This is a genomic window from Phenylobacterium sp. (assembly GCF_030697925.1).
GTDB lineage: Bacteria > Pseudomonadota > Alphaproteobacteria > Caulobacterales > Caulobacteraceae > Phenylobacterium.
Genome location: NZ_JAUYOJ010000233.1, coordinates 34,387 through 53,018, shown reverse-complemented (window position 1 = coordinate 53,018; position 18,632 = coordinate 34,387). Strand labels below are relative to the sequence as shown.

Below are 18,632 nucleotides of genomic sequence, written 5' to 3'. Positions count from 1 at the left end.
TTTCGGCGCGGGCGACCGCCCGAACGCATCGGACCACGTCATGCTGCTCGGCATTCTGCTCACCATCCACATCATCGTCTGCATCTCGCTCATCGGCGTGGTGCTGCTGCAGCGCTCCGAAGGCGGCGCGCTCGGCATGGGGGGCGGACCCACCGGGTTCATGAGCGCGCGCGGCGCCGGCGACCTGCTCACCCGCATCACCTGGATTCTGGGCAGCATCTTCTTCGTGCTCAGCCTGGTCCTGACCCTGATGGCGGGCCGCGAACGCGGCGCCTCCTCGGTGGTCGACCGCCTGAAGATCGACGCCATCAACCCCAACAGCCTCAACCAGCCGCCGGCGGCCGCCCCGGCCCCGTCCGCGCCGACCCAATCCAGCGACGCGCCTGCGCCGCTGACCGCGCCGACGCCGACGGTCCGCAATCCCTTCGCCGGCGAAGAGTCGCAGCCGGCTGCGCCCCCGCCGTCCAACCCCTGAGTTCAGCGTGATCGTGAAACCATCCCAAGGGCCGCGAAAGCGGCCCTCGAGCCATGTATTGGCTAACATGCCGCAGGCCCGAGCGGTGCGATCCACAGCTCAATGCGAATCACCACGGGGCGCCGTCTCCGAATCAGAGCTAACCTGAACGCCCATGACCCGGTACATTTTCATCACCGGCGGCGTGGTCTCCTCCTTGGGAAAAGGTCTCGCGTCCGCCGCCCTCGGAGCCTTGCTGCAAGCGCGCGGCTACGGCGTGCGCCTGCGTAAGCTCGACCCCTATCTGAACGTCGATCCGGGGACGATGAGCCCCTATCAGCACGGCGAGGTCTTCGTGACCGACGACGGCGCGGAAACCGACCTGGACCTGGGTCACTACGAGCGCTTCACCGGGGTGAACGCCACCAAGGCCGACAACATCACCACCGGCCAGATCTACAAGACCATCATCGAGAAGGAGCGGCGCGGCGACTATCTGGGCGCCACCGTCCAGGTGATCCCCCATGTCACGGACGAGATCCGCAACTTCGTGCTGAGCGATCCGGGGGAGGGCGTCGATTTCGTGCTTGTCGAGATCGGCGGCACGGTCGGCGACATCGAGGGCCTGCCGTTCTTCGAGGCCATCCGCCAGCTCGGCCAGGAGCTGCCGCGCGGCCACGCCTGCTACATCCACCTGACCCTGCTGCCCTACATCAAGACGGCCGGGGAGATGAAGACCAAGCCGACCCAGCACTCGGTGAAGGAGCTGCGGTCCATCGGCATCCAGCCCGACATCCTGCTGTGCCGTTGCGAGCAGCCGATCCCGGCCAGCGAACGGCGCAAGATCGGCCTGTTCTGCAATGTCCGCGAGAGCGCCGTGATCCAGGCGATGGACAGCACCAACATCTATCACGTGCCGCTGGACTACCACGCCCAGGGCCTGGACCGCGAAGTGCTGGACGTGTTCGGCATGAGCGAGACCGCGCCGGCCCCGGACCTCACCAGCTGGCAGGCGATTTCCGACACGCTCACCAATCCCGACGGTGAGGTGAACGTCGCCATCGTCGGCAAATATACCGGCCTGACCGACGCCTATAAGTCCCTGGTCGAGGCCTTGATCCACGGCGGCGTGGCCAACAATGTCCGGGTGAAATTCGATTGGATCGAGGGCGAGGCCTTCGAACGGGAGGAAGGCCTCATCTCCGAGCGCCTGACCGGAGTGCACGCCGTACTGGTGCCAGGCGCGTTCGGCGAGCGCGGCTCGGAAGGCATGATCCGCGCCGTCCAGTTCGCCCGCGAGCATGAGGTGCCCTATTTCGGCGTCTGCTTCGGCATGCAGATGGCGATGATCGAGGCCGCCCGGAACCTGGCCGGCATCAAGCACGCCTCGTCCACCGAGTTCGGCCCGACATCGGAGCCCATTGTCGGCCTGATGACCGAATGGACCCGGGGCAACGAGCGCGAAGTCCGCAAGGAGGGCGACGCCCTGGGCGGCACCATGCGCCTGGGGGCCTATGAAGCGGTCCTGGCGCCCGGCTCCAAGGTCGCCGAGATCTATGGCGGCCTCTCCATCAGCGAGCGCCACAGGCACCGCTACGAGGTCAATATCGAATACCGCGACGCCATCGAAGGGACGGGGCTGGCCTTCTCTGGCCTGTCGCCGGACGGGGTCCTGCCGGAGATCTGCGAGCGGGCCGACCATCCCTGGTTCGTCGGCGTCCAGTTCCATCCGGAGCTGAAGAGCCGGCCCTTCGACCCGCATCCGCTGTTCGCCAGCTTCATCGGCGCGGCCAAGGAACGAAGCCGGCTGGTCTAGGCGGCCCCGATTTCGAACGGTGTCGCGAGACGCTTGAAACGAGTCAGGGTTTGGGGCATACACCCGCGCTCACGTCGGCGGCCGGTCGTTCGGCCGCCGTCTCTATTTTCCACGCCTGCGAGATCCTCCCATGGCCGTTCCGAAACGCAAAGTATCCCCGTCGCGGCGCAACATGCGGCGCTCGCACCACGCCCTGGGCGCCAACTCCTTCGTCGAAGACAAGGAAACCGGCGAACTGAAGCGTCCGCACCACATCGATCTGAAGACCGGCATGTACAAGGGCCGTCAGGTCATCACGCCGAGGGAAGACTAGTCTTCCCGACTGGCGCGCCGCTTCGGCCGCGCCAGGCAATCCAACCGCCCCCAGGCTTGGCCTGCGGGGCGGTTTTGCTTTGGGCTCAGCCCTGGCCGCGACCGCGGGCCTGGATTCCGGCGCGCCGAGCCTCGACCATCTCGGGGGTCACGTGCCGGTTGTGGACCGTGGAGCGGGCGTGCTCCAGCTCCAGGCCGCGGCGCAGGGACAGCTCGTACCCGTCGTCGATCATCGCCTTGTAGGTGACCAGCATGTCGGCCTCGATGGTGGCCATCTCGGCCGCCAGCTTCAGCGCCGCGGGCATCAACTCGGCGGGCTCCACAACGCGGTTCGCCAGGCCCCACTCATAGGCCGTCTTGGCGTCGAGGAAGTTGCCGCTGAGCGACAGCTCCTTGGCGCGATAGGGCCCGATCGTGCGCGAGAGCTTCTGCGAAAGGCCCCAGCCCGGTGTGATGCCCACCCGCGCGTGGGTGTCGGCGAACCGGGCGTTGGTCGAACAGATCAGCACGTCGCAAGCCAGGGCCAGTTCGAACCCGCCGGTGATCGCCACGCCGTTGATCGCCCCGATCACCGGCTTCTTGCAGGCGATCACCGCCCAGGCTGGGTTCTCTGAGGGCTCGACCGCGTTTGCGGCCCGCAGGCCGTCCGGATCGCCGCCCAGCTCCTTGAGATCCAGGCCCGCGGTGAAGGCCCGCTCGCCGGCGCCGGTCAGGACGATGACCCGCACCTCGGGATCGGCCTCCAGGGCCTGCAGCGCCTTGTGCAGTTCCGCGCGCAGCGCCTTGGACAGCGCGTTCATGGCCTCGGGCCGGTTCAGGGTCACGACGGCGACGCCGTCGGCGGTCTTTTCGATGAGCAGCATAGGCGCATCAGTCGGAGCGGGCCGGTTCAAGTCAAGACGCGCCGACGGCCAGAAGCTCGACGACCCGATGCTCGGTCGGCGACTGATCCTCGCCCAGCGAAAAGGCGGCGGCGGTGCGGCGGCCCCCTTCGGGCCGGCTATAGACGGCCACAACGCTGCCTGGTCCGCCGCCGGTATGCCCCACGGCCACCCAACCCTGCGCCGTCGTGGGGCACATGAAGCCGAGCCCGTAGGCGGCGAGCGCCCAGGGCGGTCGGTTGTGTTCCGGCAGCTCACGCCGCCGCGTCATCAGGTCTTGGGAGGCCTGCGACAGGGGTGAGCTTGGGCCGAGGAGCCCGTCGAGAACCTCGGCCGCGGCCGTCAAGGGACCGACGAACAGACCGTGATAGACCCAGGCGGGATGATAACCTTGCGCGGTGCCCACGCGGACACCGTCCAGGTCGTCGGTCGTGAGGGCGAGCTCCACGCCTTCGACGTCCAGCGGCGCGAACACCAGGTCTCGCGCGGCCTCGCCGAGGCCGGCCCCAAAGGCCTGCTCGATCCGCTCGCGCGCCGTCAGATAGCCGATGTTCGAATAGGCCCATGCCTCGCCTGGCGCGAAGATCGACCGCTCGGCCTTGGCTCGGCCCCGCATCTCGGTGCGGCTCCAGGGCGTGGCTCCAGCCGCCACGGCCCGGTGATAGTCCGGCAGGCCGCCATAGTCCCTCAGCCCCGCCTCGTGCGTCAGCAGGCGGCGCAGGGTGACGCCGTCGCGACCCTGGTCCAGCGACAACCGACCCTGTTCGACCAGCCGAAGCGCCGTGGCGGCGATCACTGTCTTGCCAAAACTCCACCAAGGCACCAGCAGGTCGCCGCGCGCCTGGGCTGTCGGCTTTCCGTCTTCCAGCAGGACGAAGGCGTCGCTCACGGCGTCAGGACGTCACGAACCGACGCTAAGCTCAAGGCCGCTCAAGATTGCCCCGATGGTCGAAGCTGGCTAAGGGTCCCGGCGAAACGCCAAGGAGCTTCCATGACCGAGATCGTCGACATCACCGCCCGGGAGATCCTGGACAGCCGCGGCAATCCGACGGTCGAGGTGGACGTGATTCTGGAAGATGGCGCCCTGGGCCGCGCCGCGGTGCCCTCGGGCGCCTCCACCGGCGCCCATGAGGCGGTCGAGAAGCGCGACGGCGACAAGACGCGCTATCTGGGCAAGGGCGTCCGGCAGGCGGTGGATGCGGTCAATGGCGAGGTCTATGACGCGCTCTCCGGCGTCGACGCCGAGGACCAGCGGCGGCTCGACAAGCTGCTGATCGAACTGGATGGCACGCCCAACAAGTCGCGCCTGGGCGCCAACGCCATCCTGGGCGTCAGCCTGGCCGCCGCCAAGGCCGCGGCGATCAGCGCCGGCCTGCCGCTCTACAAGTATGTGGGCGGGGTCTCGGCCCGCGTCCTGCCGGTGCCGATGATGAACATCATCAACGGCGGCGCCCACGCCGACAATCCGATCGACATCCAGGAATTCATGATCCTGCCCACCGGCGCCGACACCTTCGCCGAGGGGCTGCGCATGGGCGCGGAGATCTTCCACGCCCTGAAGAAGGCGCTGCACGACGCCGGCCACAACACCAATGTCGGCGATGAGGGCGGCTTCGCCCCCAATATCGGGTCGGCCGAAGAGGCGCTGGCCTTCATCGTCAAGGCGGGGGCGGCGGCGGGCTACAAGGCCGGCGATCATTTCCACCTGGGCCTCGACGCCGCCTCCACCGAGTTCTTCAAGGGCGGCAAGTACGTCATGGACGGGGAGGGCAAGAGCCTCGATCCGGCCGGCATGGTCGACTACCTGGCCGGCCTGGTCGCCAAGTTCCCCATCGTCACCATCGAGGACGGCATGGCCGAGGACGACCTCGAAGGCTGGAAGCTGCTCACCGAGCGGCTGGGCGGCAAGATTCAGCTCGTGGGTGACGACCTATTCGTGACCAATCCGGCGCGGCTCTCGACGCTGGGCGTGCAGCAGGGCCTGGCGAACTCGATCCTGGTCAAGGTCAACCAGATCGGCACCCTGTCGGAGACCCTGGACGCGGTCGACATGGCCCACCGCGCCGCCTACACGGCGGTGATGAGCCACCGCTCGGGCGAGACCGAGGACGCCACCATCGCCGACCTGGCCGTGGCCACCAACTGCGGTCAGATCAAGACCGGCTCGCTGTCGCGCTCGGACCGCACCGCCAAGTACAACCAGCTGCTGCGCATCGAGGAAGAGCTGGGCGACCAGGCCATCTATCTGGGCGCCAAGGCGATCAAGCACCTCTAGGCAGACGCCGGGTTTCGAATCTGCGCCGAGCGCCTGTAGGCTCCCGCAACTGGGATCCTGGGGGGGCGATGAAGCGGCCTGCGACATCATCGGCGGCGTGGGTGATCGCCGCTCTGGCGCTCGGCCTGACCCTGGGCATCCTGGGTCACGGCGCGTCCTGGGGCGAGCGCGCGCAGGAGATCGCGGCGCCGATCGGCCAGCTCTGGGTCAACGCCCTGCGCATGACGGTCATTCCCCTGATCGTCCCCCTGCTGGTGGTCGCCATTGCCGGAGCGGGCGACCTGAAGCAGACGGGCGCGCTCAGCCTGCGGATGGTCCTGCTGTTCCTGGGGTTGCTCGCAGCCTTCACCCTGGCCAGTTTCGCGGTCAGCCCGGCCCTGATGAGCGCCGTGCGCCTGGATCCGGCCGCCACGAGCGCCCTGATGGCTCAAGCCGCCCAGCCTCCGCCGGCCGCGCCCGTCACCGCGTCAGAGTGGCTGGTCTCGCTGGTGCCGGCCAACGCGTTCAAGGCCGCGGCCGACGGCGCCTTGCTGCCGCTGCTGGTGTTCACGGTGGCCTTCGCGCTCGCCGCCGCCAACGCCGCGCACGCGACCCGCACTAAGATCGTCGAGGCTTTCCGCGCCGTGGCCGAGGTGATGATCATCCTGGTCCGCTGGGTGGTCGCCCTGGCGCCGATCGGGGTGCTGGCCCTGAGCTTCGCCCTCGGCGTTAACCTCGGCGCGGCCGGGGCAGGGGCGGTGGGCTATTTTCTGGCCGTCTCCATCGGGCTCTACCTATTGGGGACCCTGTTTCTCTATCCGTTGGCCGTCTTCGGCGGACGGGTCGGCTGGCGCAGGTTCGCCATGGCCATGCTGCCGGTCCAGGCTGTGGGCTTGAGCTCCCGATCCTCGCTCGCCAGCCTGCCGGCCCTGATCAAGGCCGGACATGACGACCTGCGCCTACGGCCCGAGGTCGCCGACCTGGTGCTGCCAGTAGCGGTCTCGACCTTCAAGCTGCAGCACGCCATCGCCACCATCCTGGGCGTCGCGTTCGTGAGCCGACTCTACGGCCTGGAGCTCACCCCTTTCGCCATCCTCGCCAGCGCCGGGGCGGGCATCCTGATCGGCGCGACTACGCCTGGCGTGCCTTCCGCCGGCCTGATGCTGCAGGCGCCGCTCTATTCGGCGCTCGGCCTGCCGCTGGAGGGTCTGGCCCTGCTGATCGCCATCGATTCCATTCCAGACATGTTCAAGACGTTGTTCAACGTCACGGCGGACATGGTCGTGGCCGTGCTCCTGTCGCCGCAGGAGGTGGTGAATCCAGGCGACGTAACCGGAAATTAAGCACGAATGCGTGAGATAGCGGCGTTCAGGAGTCTCAGATTCGCCCGTGTTCGCCCGCCTTCGTTCCTACCTGCCCACAGCGGCCCTGGCGTTCCTGATCTTCTATTTCGGGTTCCACGCCTTCACGGGCGACCGGGGCCTGCTGTCGTCGACCCAGCGCGACGCCACGCTCGCCGCCAAGACCCACGAGCTAGAAACCCTGCGCGCTCAGAGGCAGGACCTCGAGGCCCGTGCTCAGCTTCTGAGAGATACGAGCCTTTCCGCCGATCTTCTGGAAGAGCGCGCGCGTTCCCTGCTAGGCTTCGCGCATCCGAACGACTATGTGATCCGCGTGAAGCCTTAGGGCGGACTCAGTCGTTCTAAGCGATCGGAAACGCGGAGCGTAACCGCGATGATGCATTCCTACGGGAGAGACGTATGGCGCGTGGGCAAGCGGCCTCTGCTGCTCGGCGGAAGAGTACTGACACCGGTGTCAATGGTGTAGTAGAAGGACCTGTGACCCAGGACGAGCTTCTCAAATATTATCGCGACATGCTGCTGATCCGCCGCTTCGAGGAGCGGGCGGGACAGCTTTACGGCATGGGCCTGATCGGTGGCTTCTGCCATCTCTACATCGGCCAGGAGGCGATCGCGGTCGGCGTCCAGGCGATCAAGGAGCCCGGCGACCAGGTGATCACCGGTTACCGTGACCACGGCCACATGCTGGCCTGCGGCATGGATCCGCGCGAAGTCATGGCCGAGCTGACCGGCCGGGCCGGCGGCTCGTCCAGGGGCAAGGGCGGCTCGATGCACATGTTCTCGACCGAGGCCGACTTTTACGGCGGCCACGGCATCGTGGGGGCGCAGGTGGCGCTGGGCACCGGCCTGGCGCTCGCCAACCACTATCGGGACAACAAGAAGGTCAGCTTCACCTATTTCGGCGACGGCGCGGCCAATCAGGGCCAGGTCTATGAGAGCTTCAACATGGCTCAGCTCTGGAGCCTGCCGGTCGTCTACGTGATCGAGAACAACCAGTACGCCATGGGCACGTCCATCGAGCGCTCCTCGTCGGAGACCCACCTCTATAAGCGCGGCGCCTCATTCCGTATCCCGGGCGAGGAGGTCGACGGCATGGACGTGCTAGCGGTCAAGGCCGCGGCCGGCAAGGCCGCCGCCCACGCCCGGTCGGGCAAGGGGCCCTACATCCTCGAGATGAAGACCTACCGCTATCGCGGCCACTCCATGAGCGACCCGGCAAAGTATAGAACCCGTGACGAGGTCGATGAGGTGCGCAAGACCCGCGATCCCATCGACCACCTGCAGGAGCGGCTGGCCAAGCTGGGCTGGGCCGACGAGGCGGCGCTGAAGGCCATCGACGCGGAGGTCAAGCGCATCGTCGCCGACGCCGCGGAGTTCGCCCGCACCAGCCCCGAACCGGAACCCTCCGAGCTCTATACGGACGTCTATCTGGAGGCCGCCCAGTGACCGACGTCCTGATGCCCGCCCTGTCTCCCACGATGGAGGAGGGCACGCTCGCCAAGTGGCACGTGAAGAAGGGCGATTCCGTACGCTCCGGCGACGTGATCGCCGAGATCGAGACCGACAAGGCGACGATGGAGGTCGAGGCTGTCGACGAGGGCGTGATCGAGGAAATCCTGGTTCCCGAAGGCACCGAGGAGGTGAAGGTCAATACGCCTATCGCCCGCCTGTCGGGCGGCGACGGCGCGGCGGCTCCGCCTCCCAAGGCCAATGGCGAGGCCAAGGCTCAGCCTGTCGCCGAGGCGCCTCAGCCGCAACCCGCCGAGGCTTCGTCGCCGGCCGCGCCAGTCGTCCCGAAGGTCGAGCTGCGCGACCCGGAGCTCCCGGAGGGCGTGAAGCTGGTCAAGACCACCATCCGCGACGCCCTGCGCGACGCCATGGCCGAGGAGATGCGCGCCGACGACAAGGTGTTCCTGATGGGCGAGGAAGTCGCCCAGTACCAGGGCGCCTACAAGGTGAGCCGCGACCTGCTGCAGGAGTTCGGCGACAAGCGGGTGATCGACACCCCGATCACCGAGCACGGCTTCGCCGGCCTGGGCGTCGGGGCGGCCATGGCGGGCCTCAAGCCCATCGTCGAGTTCATGACCTGGAACTTCGCCATGCAGGCGATCGACCACATCATCAATTCGGCGGCCAAGACCCTCTACATGTCGGGCGGCCAGATCAAATGCTCGGTCGTGTTCCGCGGGCCCAATGGCGCGGCCTCGCGGGTCGGCGCCCAGCACAGCCAGGACTATTCCTCCTGGTACGCCCAGGTGCCTGGCCTGAAGGTGGTGGCGCCCTATGACGCCGCCGACGCCAAGGGCCTGATGAAGGCCGCGATCCGCGATCCGAACCCCGTCGTCTTCCTCGAGCACGAGATGATGTACGGCCAGGAGTTCGACGTTCCGGAGGGGGTCGACTGGGTCGTGCCCATCGGCAAGGCCAAGGTCCGCCGGCAGGGCAAAGACGTCACCATCACCGCCCACTCGCGGATGGTCGGCATGGCGCTCAAGGCCGCCGAGGAACTGGCGGCCGAGGGCATAGAGGCCGAGGTCATCGACCTGCGCACCCTGCGCCCCCTGGACCACGAGACCATCGTCGAGAGCGTCAAGAAGACCAACCGCCTGGTCACCGCCGAGGAGGGCTGGGGCCCTATGGGCGTCGGCGCCGAGGTCATCGCCCGGGTGATCGAGCACGGCTTCGACTATCTGGACGCCCCGCCCGCGCGGGTCTGCCAGAAGGATGTGCCGTTGCCCTACGCCGCCAATCTGGAGGCCCTGTCGCTGCCGTCGGTGGAGGACATCGTCAAGGCGGCCAAGGCGGTCTGCTACAAATGACCCCCCGATACCGCTCAGTCCGACAGGGAACGGAACGGCGTAGGGGAAGGCGATGAACCAGGAACCCTTCACCTGGCGCGCCGGGGGCTGCCATTGCGGCGGCGTCCGGTTCGAGGTGGCCTTGCCGGAGGTCGTCGAGGCGCAGAGCTGCAACTGCTCCATGTGCGCCAAGACGGGCTACATCCACATCATCGTGCCGGAGAGCCGGTTCCGGATGACCAAGGGCGCCGAGCGGCTGGCGGAGTACACCTTCAACAGCCGAGTGGCGCGCCACCTGTTCTGCTCGGAGTGCGGCATCAAGAGCTTCTACCGGCCGCGCTCGAACCCGGACGGCTGGTCGGTCAACGCCCGCTGCCTGGACGAGGCCCTCAACCTCGAGATCACCGCCTTCGACGGCGCCAACTGGGAGGCCAACGCCGACCAGCTGGCGCGCCTGTCGCTGGAGCCGTCATGACCCAGACGCTCACCGGCCACTGTCACTGCGGCGCGATCCGGATCAGCCTGGAGTCCAGTGTCCCGGTCGCCAAGCTGCCCCTGCGCGCCTGCCAGTGCGGCTTCTGCCGGCGGCACGGCGGCCTGACCACGGGTGACCCGGATGGACGGCTTCACATCGAGGTCGCGCCCGGCGCGCTCTCGACCTATCGGTTCGGCCAGCGCCAGGCCGACACCCTGATCTGCGATGAGTGCGGCGTCTATGTCGGCATGACACTGTCGACCGATGTCGGCCTGATCGGCGTCCTCAACGTCCGCGGGGTCGGCCTAGAGGCCTTCGACGGCCGTGAGCCGCAACCCATGACCTACGATCACGAATCCGACGAAGAACGACTCGCCCGGCGCAAGGCGCGCTGGACGCCGACCGTCCTCGTCGAAGCCCTGCCTAGCGCCTGAGAGCCTGTCCATGTCCATCGATGTCCTGATGCCCGCCCTGTCGCCCACCATGGAGGAGGGCACCCTCGCCAAATGGCACGTGAAGAAGGGGGACAAGGTCTCCTCGGGCGACGTGATCGCCGAGATCGAGACCGACAAGGCCACCATGGAGGTGGAAGCCGTCGACGAGGGCGTCATCGAGGACATCCTGGTCGCCGAGGGCTCGGAAGGCGTCAAGGTCAACACACCGATCGCCCGGCTCTCCGGGGAGGACGCTGGCGGGAGTCAAAGTCCCCCTCAGTCGGCTGCGCCGACAGCTCCCCCAAAAGGGGAGCAACTGAAAGCGCCTGAACCCGCCGCCGCGCCGCCGCCAAGTTCCTCCCCCGCTGGGGGAGGTGGCATGCGGAGCGAAGCGACGCGTGACGGAGGGGGAGACCGCGTCTTCGCCTCGCCGCTGGCGCGCCGGATTGCCGAACAGAAGGGACTCGACCTCGCGCAGGTGCAGGGGTCGGGCCCGCACGGCCGGATCATCAAGCGCGACGTCGAGGGCGCAACGCCCTCAGCCAAGGCGCCTTCCGCGGCCCCGGCCGGCGCGCCTGCTGCGGCCCGCCAGGTCCAGAGCCTGGCCCAGATGGGCATTCCGGACGGGACCTACGACCTGATCCCGTTGGACGGCATGAAGAAGACCGTGGCGCGGCGAATGACCGACAGCTTCCGCGACGTGCCGCACTTCCCGCTGACCATCGACCTGGAGATCGACGCCCTGCTGGCCAGCCGCGCCAAGATCAACGCCATGCTGGAGAAGCAGGGGATCAAGGTCAGCGTCAACGACCTGGTGCTGAAGGCCGCGGCCGTGGCCTTGAAGCGGGTGCCGGAGGCCAACGCCTCCTATTCGCCCGAGGGCATCGCCATGCACCACAACGCCGACATCGCCATGGCCGTGGCCATCGACGGCGGCCTGATCACCCCGATCATCCGCAAGTGCGAAACCAAGGGCCTGGCCCAGATCGCGGTGGAAGCCAAGGACCTGGCCGAGCGCGCCCGGACCCGCAAGTTGAAGCCCGAGGAGTTCCAGGGCGGCACCTTCTCGGTCTCCAACCTGGGCATGTTCGGCATCAAGTCGTTCAATTCGATCATCAACGAACCGCAGGGCGCGATCCTGTCGGTGGGCGTGGGAGCCCAGCAGCCGGTGGTCAAGAACGGCGAACTGACCATCGCCACGGTGATGAGCGTCACACTCACCTGCGATCACCGGGTGGTCGACGGGGCCATCGGCGCCCGCTGGCTGCAGGCCTTCAAGGCCCTGATCGAAGACCCCATCACGATGATCGTCTGAGGCTAGCCACATGGATTTCGACGTCATCGTCATCGGCTCGGGCCCGGGCGGCTATGTGACAGCCATCCGTGCCAGCCAACTCGGCTTCAAGACCGCCATCGTCGAGCGCGAGACCCTGGGCGGGGTCTGCCTGAACTGGGGCTGCATCCCCACCAAGGCCCTGCTCAAGTCCGGCGAGGCCTATGAAAACCTAAGCCATCTGGCCGACTACGGCATCAAGATCGACAAGGCCTCCTTCGACTTCGGCAAGGTGATCGAGCGCTCGCGCAAGGTGGCCGGCCAACTCAACGCCGGCGTCACCTTCCTGATGAAAAAGCACAAGATCGAGGTGATCGAGGGGACCGCCAAGCTGGAGAAGGGGCAGGGGGCTCCGAAGGTCGTGGTGGCCCTCAAGGCCGGCGGCGTCCGCAGCGTCCAGGCCAAGCACGTGATCCTGGCCACCGGGGCGCGGGCCCGCACCATCCCGGCCATCGGCCTGGAGCCGGATGGCGACCGGGTCTGGACCTATCGCGAGGCCATGGTCCCCAAGGCCGCGCCCAAGTCGCTGATCGTCGTGGGTTCGGGCGCCATCGGCATCGAGTTCGCCAGCTTCTACCGGGCCCTCGGCTCGGAGGTGACCGTGGTCGAGGCCCTGCCGCGCATCCTGCCGGTGGAGGACGAGGAGGTCTCCAAGGCCGCTCACAAGGCCTTCGAGAAGCGCGGGCTGAAGTTCCGGGTCGGGGCCGGCGTCAAGAAATTGACCAAGTCAAAGACCGGCGTTTCCGTCGAGCTCGAGGCCGGGGGCAAGGCCGAGACGCTTAGCGCCGACGTGGCCATCGTCGCCGTGGGCATCGCCGGCAATGTCGAGGACATGGGCCTGGAGGCCCTGGGCGTGAAGATCGAGAAGAGCCACGTGGTCATCGACGGCCACGGCGGCACGGGGGTCGCGGGCCTTTACGCCATCGGCGACGTGGCCGGCCCGCCTTGGCTCGCCCATAAGGCCAGCCACGAGGGGGTGCACTGCGTCGAGCACCTCGCCGGGCTGAAGCCGACCAACCTCAACTCGCCTATTCCCGGCTGCACCTATTCCAGCCCGCAGATCGCCTCGGTGGGCCTGACCGAGGCCCAGGCCAAGGAACAGGGGATCGCCGTCAAGGTCGGCCGCTTCCCCTTCAAGGTGAACGGCAAGGCCATCGCCTCGGGCGAGACCGAGGGCTTCGTGAAGACCGTCTTCGACGAGAAGACCGGGGCGCTGATCGGGGCTCACATGATCGGGGCGGAGGTCACCGAGATGATCCAGGGCTACGTCCTGGCCATCACCATGGAGGCCACCGAAGCCGAGCTGCAGGCCACCGTCTATCCGCACCCGACCATGAGCGAGGCCATGCACGAGGCCGCCCTCGACGCCTACGGGCGGGTTTTGCATATCTGACGGGCGGTCGGGCTAACTCTTCTTCCGAACGATCGCGTCCAGGCTCCACGGGCCGGGGCCGGCGAAGACCAGGTAGAGGAAGACGAAGCAGAACAGGATCGCCCCCTCGCCGCCGTTCAGGGCCGGCCAGAAGCCTTGGCTGCCGTGAGCGACGAAATAGGCCACCGCCATCTGGCCCGAGCAGACGAAGGCCGCGATGCGGGTGAAGAGGCCCAGCGCGATCAGGCCGCCACCGACCACCTCGATCCAGGCTGCCGCCAACAGTATCGGGGGCAGCGGATCAGGCGCGCCCGGCTGGGGCGCGGGGAAGTCGAACAGCTTCATCAGGCCGTGCTGCATGAAGAGCAGGGCGGTGATGATCCGCAGGATGCTGAGCACCCGCGGCGCCCAGAGGCTGAGATTCGGCATGCGGTCTTCCCCCTAATCCGGCCCCACGGCCGGCTGATCGTCAGGCGGCCCGGCGGCTGTCGGCCTCCGCCATCCGCTGGATCGCCACATAGTCGGTCTTGCCGGTGCCCAGGACCGGGACCTCGGTGACCTTGATGATCTTGCGCGGCACAGCCAACTCCGGGGCGCCGATGGCCTGGGCGTGGGCCACCAGCGGCGTGGAATCGGCGTCGCGGCGGTCGGTGACCAGCACCAGGCGTTCGCCTTTCTTCGCGTCGGGCATGGCGATCACCGCGTGGCGGCTATCGGGCCAGACGGCCGTGGCGATGTCCTCGGCCGCGGTCAGAGAGACCATCTCTCCGCCCACCTTGGCGAAGCGCTTCACCCGACCCAGGATTTTGATCCAGCCGTCCTCGGTGATGTCGACCACGTCGCCGGTGTCGTGCCAGCCGTCGGGGGGCGATTCGATCACGCCGCCGGCGACCAGATAGCCGGCCATGATGTTGGCCCCGCGCACGAATAGGCGTCCGCCGCCGGGGATGCCCTCAACCGGCTCCAGCCGCGTCTCGATGCCCGGCAACAGGCCGCCGACCGTGCCGCGGCGGTTGTCCGTGGGCTTGTTCACCGCGATCACGGGCGCGGCCTCGGTGGCGCCGTAGCCCTCCAGCACCGGCACGTCGCCGAACCTTTCGCGGATCAGGTTGTGGGTCTCTTCGCGAACCTTCTCGGCGCCGCAGACGATGAACTGCAGGCCCGAGAGCTCGCCCTGGTCGGCGGAGCGGGCGTACTGGTTAAGGAAGGTGTCGGTGGCGAACAGGATCGAGGCGCCTGTGTCCTTGATCAGCGGCGGAATCTGTTTGACGTGCAGAGGCGAGGGATACTCGAAGGCCTTCATGCCCTTGAGGATCGGCAGCAGCGCCCCGCCGGTCAGGCCGAAACAGTGGAAGGTGGGCAGGGGATTGAACATCACCCAGGAGGGATCGAGCGGGATGTGCTCGGCGATCTGGTTCACATTGGCGATCAGGTTCGCCTGGGTCAGGACCACGCCGCGCGGTGCGCCGAAGCTGCCGGAGGTGAACAGGATCACGCCGGGGTCCGAAGGTTTGGTCTCGGCGCGGAAGTTCTTCGGGAAGGCGCCGGCGGCGGCGGCGAACAGCTTGTCGGCCACCCCGATCTTCTCGCGCACGTCCTCGAGATAGGTGACCTGCGCCACCGTCTCCAGGGCGTCAATCAGGTCGTGCAGCTTGCCCTGCTCGACGAAGCGATGCGAGGTCAGGACGCGCTTCACGCCCGCCAGCTCGCAGGCGGCTTTCAGGTTGCGGATGCCGGCGGTGAAGTTGAGCATGGTCGGCGTGCGGCCGAAGGCGTGCAGGGCGAAGAAGGTGACCACCACCGCCGAGCTGGACGGCAGCAGGATGCCCACGTGCTCGCCCTTGGCGGTCATGCCGGCGATCTTGCGGCCGAGCGCGAAGGCGCCGCGGATCAGGTCGGTATAGGTGAGCGGATTGCGTTCCTGGTCTTCCAGGATCGGCTTCTTCGCGCCGTACTTGGCGCGCGCCTCGATAAGGGCGTCGAACAACGACAATCCGGCCCCGGTGGATTCAATGGTACGCGACAAAGGCGACAACCTCCCCGATCGTCTCGCCATATTCATTGCGGCGGAGCCTATCGCTCGGACCTGTCATTGAAAAGAAATGTTACAGGCCGTGAGCGGGCAGGCGTACGATCCGCCCGAAAAGCCGCGCCGAACCTACTGATCCAGCTGCATATTCCGGTGGGCCTCGACGGCCTCGGCCATGAAGCCGAGGGTCTCTTTTCGCCAGGCCTGACGCCATGGGTCGGCTTCCAGATGCAGTGCGCGCCGTGCGCCGGGGACAGCGACGGCGCGGCACAGAGGCGCTTGCCGACACAGGGAAACGCCATCCTTTCCAGGGTTGAGCATCAGGATGGGCGCCCGCGCGGCGGAGGCGCGCTCGATGGCCTTGCGGCTGGCGGCGCGGTGCGCGCCGATCCAGCCACGGCTCGGTCCGGCCATCCGCAGGTCGGGATTGGCGGTCTGCCAGGCCTGGCCGATCTTGCCCCGCCAGCCATCGTGGGTGAGGCCGCGGACCAGATCGTCGGGGCCGTCCCGGGTCCAGGCCTTCCAGCCCGGGGCGGCCAGGCGGTCCAGGCCGGGCGCCCATTTGGGACTTGGAGCGGCCACATCGGCCGCCAGCCAGGGCGAGGAGGCGATCAAGCCGTCGACCTTCAGGCCGGATTGGACGGCGGCCAGGGCCACGATCGCCCCGTCGGCGTGCCCCAGCAGGACCACCGGCGTCTCCTCTGGAGCTCGGACCACCACCTTCAGCAGGTGCATCAGGCCGGTGACGTCAGGGTCGAAGCTGGGCGCATGGCCCAGGTCGCGGGGCAGAATGAAGCGCTCGGAGCCGCCCTGGCCGGCGCGGTCCAGGATCCAGACCGTATAGCCTTCGCCCACCAGGTCGCGGACCGTCTCGAACCAGACCTCCGCGCTCTCGCCATAGCCAGGGGCGATCACCACCACGGCGCGGGGCACGCGCGCGGTGCTGGCCACGCCGTAGCGCTGCACGGGATTGAGGCCTGTGCGGATGAAGCCCCAGGCCCAGCCCTCGGGCGGTTGGAACCGCGCGCCGAGCGAAGGTGGGACCCGGCTTTCGGCGAACGGCGCGCGCGCCTCGTCGCCTCCGCAAGCCGCGAGAACCAGGAGCACGGCGGCGATCACGGACGCACGGATCATGGCCAAGTTTGAGCATGCGGCGCGTGGCCGCTCAATCACGGCTTGATCCGGAGGCCCTGAAAGACGATCTAGGCCCCATGGCGACCGTCATCGATACGCTCAACGGCGCGCGTCCGCGCCACCCCGAGAAACAGGCCCGGCCGGATACGCCGATGCTGCGCAAGCCAGAGTGGCTGCGCGTCCGCGCGCCGGGTTCGCCCGGCTACAACGCCACCCGCGCCATCGTGAAGGAACACGGCCTTACCACCGTCTGCGAAGAGGCGGCCTGTCCGAACATCGGCGAGTGCTGGACCCAGAGTCACGCCACCATGATGATCATGGGCGAGATCTGCACCCGGGCCTGCGCCTTCTGCAACGTGACCACCGGCAAGCCCAACGCGCTCGACGCAACCGAGCCCGCCCGGGTCGGCGACGCGGTGGCCAAGATGGGCCTGAAGCACGTGGTCATCACCTCGGTGGACCGCGACGACCTGTCGGACGGCGGGGCGGCCCACTTCGCCGCCGTGGTCCATGCGATCCGCGCCGCCGCGCCGGGAACGACCGTGGAGATCCTGACGCCGGACTTCCTGCGCAAACCGACGGCAGCGGCCGAGGTCGTCATCGACTCCCGGCCCGACGTCTTCAACCACAACCTGGAGACCGTGCCGCGGCTCTATCTCTCGATCCGGCCCGGCGCCCGCTACTACCACTCCCTGCGCCTGCTGGAGCGGGTGAAGGAGCGCGACCCCAACCAGTTCACCAAGTCCGGCCTGATGGTCGGCCTGGGCGAGGCCAAGGAAGAGGTCATGCAGGTGATGGACGACATGCGTTCGGCCGGCGTCGACTTCCTGACCATCGGCCAGTACCTGCAGCCGACCCGCAAGCACGCCGCCGTCGATCGCTTCGTGCATCCCGACGAGTTCCGCGCCTATGAGGAGATCGCCCGGGCCAAGGGCTTCCTGATGGTCTCGGCCAGCCCGCTCACGCGGTCCTCGCACCATGCCGGCGAGGATTTCGCCCGCCTGAAAGCCGCGCGGCTCGCCAAGGACGCGGCGGCCTAGACCCCTTGCAGCATCACGTCGAGAAGACGCTGCCCTATACGTCCGACCAGCTCTTCGCCCTGGTGGGCGATATCGAGGCCTATCCGCAGTTCGTGCCGTGGATCCAGTCCATGCGCACCTGGAACGCCCGCCCAGACGGGGAGGGCGTCAGCCTGATCGACGCCCAGGCCGGGGTTGGGTTCTCGTTCCTGAAGGAGAAGTTCTCCACCCGCGTCCGCCGCGACGCCGGCGCCCGGCAGATAGACGTTACGCTTCTATCTGGGCCGTTCCGCCACCTGGCCAACCGCTGGAAATTCGTCGAGGTCCCAGGCGGCACGAAGATCGAGTTCGATATCGATTTTGAATTCAAATCCCGTCTGCTGGACGGTCTGCTTTCCGCCAACTTCCACCATGCGGTGGACAAGCTGATGGCCTGTTTCGAGGCGCGGGCCAAGGCGCTCTACGGCTAGCTCATCCGGTCGCGCAGGGCCTGCAGCGCTGCCTGGACCGCCATTTCCTGGATCTCCGCCCGGGTTTCGCCCTCGAACAGTTCGGAGCGATGCATCAAGCCGTGATTGGCGCGGGCGGTGGCGATGTGGACCGTGCCGACCGGCTTCATCGGCGTGCCGCCGCCGGGGCCGGCGACGCCGGTGACCGCGACGGCGATGTGGGCGTTGGAAGCCTCAAGGGCGCCCTCGGCCATCATCCGGGCCACCGGTTCGGACACCGCGCCCAGGTCGGCGATCAGGTCGCCGGGCACCCCCAACATCTCCTGCTTGGCCCGGTTGGTGTAGGTGACGAAGCCACGCTCGAAGACATCGGAGGCGCCGGGGATCGAACAGATCGCGCCGGCCACCAGCCCGCCGGTGCAGCTCTCGGCGGTGACGATCCGCAGGGACCGTTCCCGGGCCTCGTCGATCAGCAGGCGCGCCAGGGTGACGATCTCCAGGGAAAACATGG

At 67.8% G+C, this 18,632-nt stretch carries 20 protein-coding genes; 14 read left to right on the top strand and 6 right to left on the bottom strand.

Annotated features, from left to right (window positions below):
- From secG to rpmF, 3 genes are all read left to right on the top strand, one after another.
- A partial coding sequence (secG, locus tag Q8Q88_RS22980; protein ID WP_371129898.1) for a preprotein translocase subunit SecG occupies positions 1–475 on the top strand: 475 nt, incomplete at its 5' end.
- Between the two features lie 154 nt (positions 476–629).
- Entirely contained in the window at positions 630–2,270 is a 1,641-nt protein-coding gene (locus Q8Q88_RS22975; RefSeq protein WP_305677508.1) for a CTP synthase, read from the top strand.
- Positions 2,271–2,400: 130 nt separating this feature from the next.
- Positions 2,401–2,583 carry a 50S ribosomal protein L32 gene (rpmF, locus tag Q8Q88_RS22970; RefSeq protein ID WP_305677507.1) on the top strand — a complete coding sequence of 61 codons (183 nt, stop codon included), beginning with the start codon at positions 2,401–2,403 and terminating at the stop codon, positions 2,581–2,583.
- Between the two features lie 85 nt (positions 2,584–2,668).
- Here the strand turns inward: rpmF and Q8Q88_RS22965 are convergent, their stop codons facing one another.
- Positions 2,669–3,445 (bottom strand): enoyl-CoA hydratase, encoded by a 777-nt coding sequence (locus Q8Q88_RS22965; RefSeq protein ID WP_305677506.1) that lies wholly within the window; start codon positions 3,443–3,445, stop codon positions 2,669–2,671.
- Between the two features lie 31 nt (positions 3,446–3,476).
- Complete coding sequence (locus tag Q8Q88_RS22960) at positions 3,477–4,352, bottom strand: serine hydrolase (protein WP_305677505.1); 876 nt, start codon at positions 4,350–4,352, stop codon at positions 3,477–3,479.
- A gap of 102 nt (positions 4,353–4,454) precedes the next feature.
- Between Q8Q88_RS22960 and eno the strand changes: the two genes are divergently transcribed.
- The 9 genes from eno (at position 4,455) to lpdA (ending at position 13,511) form a co-directional block, all read left to right on the top strand.
- On the top strand, positions 4,455–5,738 hold the full coding sequence (gene eno, locus Q8Q88_RS22955; protein WP_305677504.1) for a phosphopyruvate hydratase: 1,284 nt from the start codon (positions 4,455–4,457) through the stop codon (positions 5,736–5,738).
- Between the two features lie 101 nt (positions 5,739–5,839).
- The gene (locus Q8Q88_RS22950; protein WP_305677503.1) at positions 5,840–7,060 is read left to right on the top strand and encodes a dicarboxylate/amino acid:cation symporter; all 1,221 of its coding nucleotides are present in this window, start codon (positions 5,840–5,842) and stop codon (positions 7,058–7,060) included.
- A 46-nt stretch (positions 7,061–7,106) separates the two neighbouring features.
- Positions 7,107–7,403: a septum formation initiator family protein gene (locus tag Q8Q88_RS22945; RefSeq protein ID WP_305677502.1), complete on the top strand. Its 297-nt coding sequence runs from the start codon at positions 7,107–7,109 to the stop codon at positions 7,401–7,403.
- A 74-nt stretch (positions 7,404–7,477) separates the two neighbouring features.
- Positions 7,478–8,524 carry a pyruvate dehydrogenase (acetyl-transferring) E1 component subunit alpha gene (pdhA, locus tag Q8Q88_RS22940; protein WP_305677501.1) on the top strand — a complete coding sequence of 349 codons (1,047 nt, stop codon included), beginning with the start codon at positions 7,478–7,480 and terminating at the stop codon, positions 8,522–8,524.
- Positions 8,521–9,897 (top strand): pyruvate dehydrogenase complex E1 component subunit beta, encoded by a 1,377-nt coding sequence (locus tag Q8Q88_RS22935; protein ID WP_305677500.1) that lies wholly within the window; start codon positions 8,521–8,523, stop codon positions 9,895–9,897. Before pdhA ends, Q8Q88_RS22935 begins: the two co-directional genes overlap by 4 nt.
- Before the next feature lie 52 nt (positions 9,898–9,949).
- On the top strand, positions 9,950–10,351 hold the full coding sequence (locus tag Q8Q88_RS22930; RefSeq protein WP_305677499.1) for a GFA family protein: 402 nt from the start codon (positions 9,950–9,952) through the stop codon (positions 10,349–10,351).
- Positions 10,348–10,785 carry a GFA family protein gene (locus Q8Q88_RS22925; protein WP_305677498.1) on the top strand — a complete coding sequence of 146 codons (438 nt, stop codon included), beginning with the start codon at positions 10,348–10,350 and terminating at the stop codon, positions 10,783–10,785. Before Q8Q88_RS22930 ends, Q8Q88_RS22925 begins: the two co-directional genes overlap by 4 nt.
- Before the next feature lie 10 nt (positions 10,786–10,795).
- On the top strand, positions 10,796–12,100 hold the full coding sequence (locus tag Q8Q88_RS22920) for a pyruvate dehydrogenase complex dihydrolipoamide acetyltransferase (protein WP_305677497.1): 1,305 nt from the start codon (positions 10,796–10,798) through the stop codon (positions 12,098–12,100).
- 10 nt (positions 12,101–12,110) lie between these two features.
- A complete protein-coding gene (gene lpdA / locus Q8Q88_RS22915) occupies positions 12,111–13,511 on the top strand; it encodes a dihydrolipoyl dehydrogenase (RefSeq protein WP_305677496.1) in 1,401 nt (466 codons plus the stop codon).
- A 12-nt stretch (positions 13,512–13,523) separates the two neighbouring features.
- Here the strand turns inward: lpdA and Q8Q88_RS22910 are convergent, their stop codons facing one another.
- From Q8Q88_RS22910 to Q8Q88_RS22900, 3 genes are all read right to left on the bottom strand, one after another.
- Positions 13,524–13,919, bottom strand: a complete 396-nt coding sequence (locus tag Q8Q88_RS22910) for a DoxX family protein (RefSeq protein ID WP_305677495.1) — start codon at positions 13,917–13,919, stop codon at positions 13,524–13,526.
- 40 nt (positions 13,920–13,959) lie between these two features.
- Positions 13,960–15,546 carry an AMP-binding protein gene (locus Q8Q88_RS22905; RefSeq protein WP_305677494.1) on the bottom strand — a complete coding sequence of 529 codons (1,587 nt, stop codon included), beginning with the start codon at positions 15,544–15,546 and terminating at the stop codon, positions 13,960–13,962.
- Between the two features lie 102 nt (positions 15,547–15,648).
- On the bottom strand, positions 15,649–16,653 hold the full coding sequence (locus tag Q8Q88_RS22900) for an alpha/beta fold hydrolase (RefSeq protein ID WP_305677493.1): 1,005 nt from the start codon (positions 16,651–16,653) through the stop codon (positions 15,649–15,651).
- A gap of 77 nt (positions 16,654–16,730) precedes the next feature.
- Between Q8Q88_RS22900 and lipA the strand changes: the two genes are divergently transcribed.
- Entirely contained in the window at positions 16,731–17,693 is a 963-nt protein-coding gene (lipA, locus tag Q8Q88_RS22895; RefSeq protein WP_305677492.1) for a lipoyl synthase, read from the top strand.
- Between the two features lie 5 nt (positions 17,694–17,698).
- Positions 17,699–18,142 carry a type II toxin-antitoxin system RatA family toxin gene (locus Q8Q88_RS22890; RefSeq protein WP_305677491.1) on the top strand — a complete coding sequence of 148 codons (444 nt, stop codon included), beginning with the start codon at positions 17,699–17,701 and terminating at the stop codon, positions 18,140–18,142.
- Here Q8Q88_RS22890 and Q8Q88_RS22885 read toward each other — a convergent pair.
- Positions 18,139–18,630: a CinA family protein gene (locus Q8Q88_RS22885; protein WP_305677490.1), complete on the bottom strand. Its 492-nt coding sequence runs from the start codon at positions 18,628–18,630 to the stop codon at positions 18,139–18,141. The genes Q8Q88_RS22890 and Q8Q88_RS22885 overlap by 4 nt on opposite strands.
- Positions 18,631–18,632: the final 2 nt, after the last annotated feature.

Coding starts and splice junctions, on each gene's coding strand:
- Q8Q88_RS22930 (WP_305677499.1), top strand. CDS start 9,950: ATGAACCAGGAACCCTTCACCTGGCGCGCCGGGGGCTGCCATTGCGGC.
- Q8Q88_RS22925 (WP_305677498.1), top strand. CDS start 10,348: ATGACCCAGACGCTCACCGGCCACTGTCACTGCGGCGCGATCCGGATC.
- Q8Q88_RS22965 (WP_305677506.1), bottom strand. CDS start 3,445: ATGCTGCTCATCGAAAAGACCGCCGACGGCGTCGCCGTCGTGACCCTG.
- lpdA (WP_305677496.1), top strand. CDS start 12,111: ATGGATTTCGACGTCATCGTCATCGGCTCGGGCCCGGGCGGCTATGTG.
- eno (WP_305677504.1), top strand. CDS start 4,455: ATGACCGAGATCGTCGACATCACCGCCCGGGAGATCCTGGACAGCCGC.
- pdhA (WP_305677501.1), top strand. CDS start 7,478: ATGGCGCGTGGGCAAGCGGCCTCTGCTGCTCGGCGGAAGAGTACTGAC.
- Q8Q88_RS22900 (WP_305677493.1), bottom strand. CDS start 16,653: ATGATCCGTGCGTCCGTGATCGCCGCCGTGCTCCTGGTTCTCGCGGCT.
- Q8Q88_RS22910 (WP_305677495.1), bottom strand. CDS start 13,919: ATGCCGAATCTCAGCCTCTGGGCGCCGCGGGTGCTCAGCATCCTGCGG.
- rpmF (WP_305677507.1), top strand. CDS start 2,401: ATGGCCGTTCCGAAACGCAAAGTATCCCCGTCGCGGCGCAACATGCGG.
- Q8Q88_RS22905 (WP_305677494.1), bottom strand. CDS start 15,546: ATGGCGAGACGATCGGGGAGGTTGTCGCCTTTGTCGCGTACCATTGAA.
- Q8Q88_RS22975 (WP_305677508.1), top strand. CDS start 630: ATGACCCGGTACATTTTCATCACCGGCGGCGTGGTCTCCTCCTTGGGA.
- Q8Q88_RS22920 (WP_305677497.1), top strand. CDS start 10,796: ATGTCCATCGATGTCCTGATGCCCGCCCTGTCGCCCACCATGGAGGAG.
- Q8Q88_RS22885 (WP_305677490.1), bottom strand. CDS start 18,630: ATGTTTTCCCTGGAGATCGTCACCCTGGCGCGCCTGCTGATCGACGAG.
- lipA (WP_305677492.1), top strand. CDS start 16,731: ATGGCGACCGTCATCGATACGCTCAACGGCGCGCGTCCGCGCCACCCC.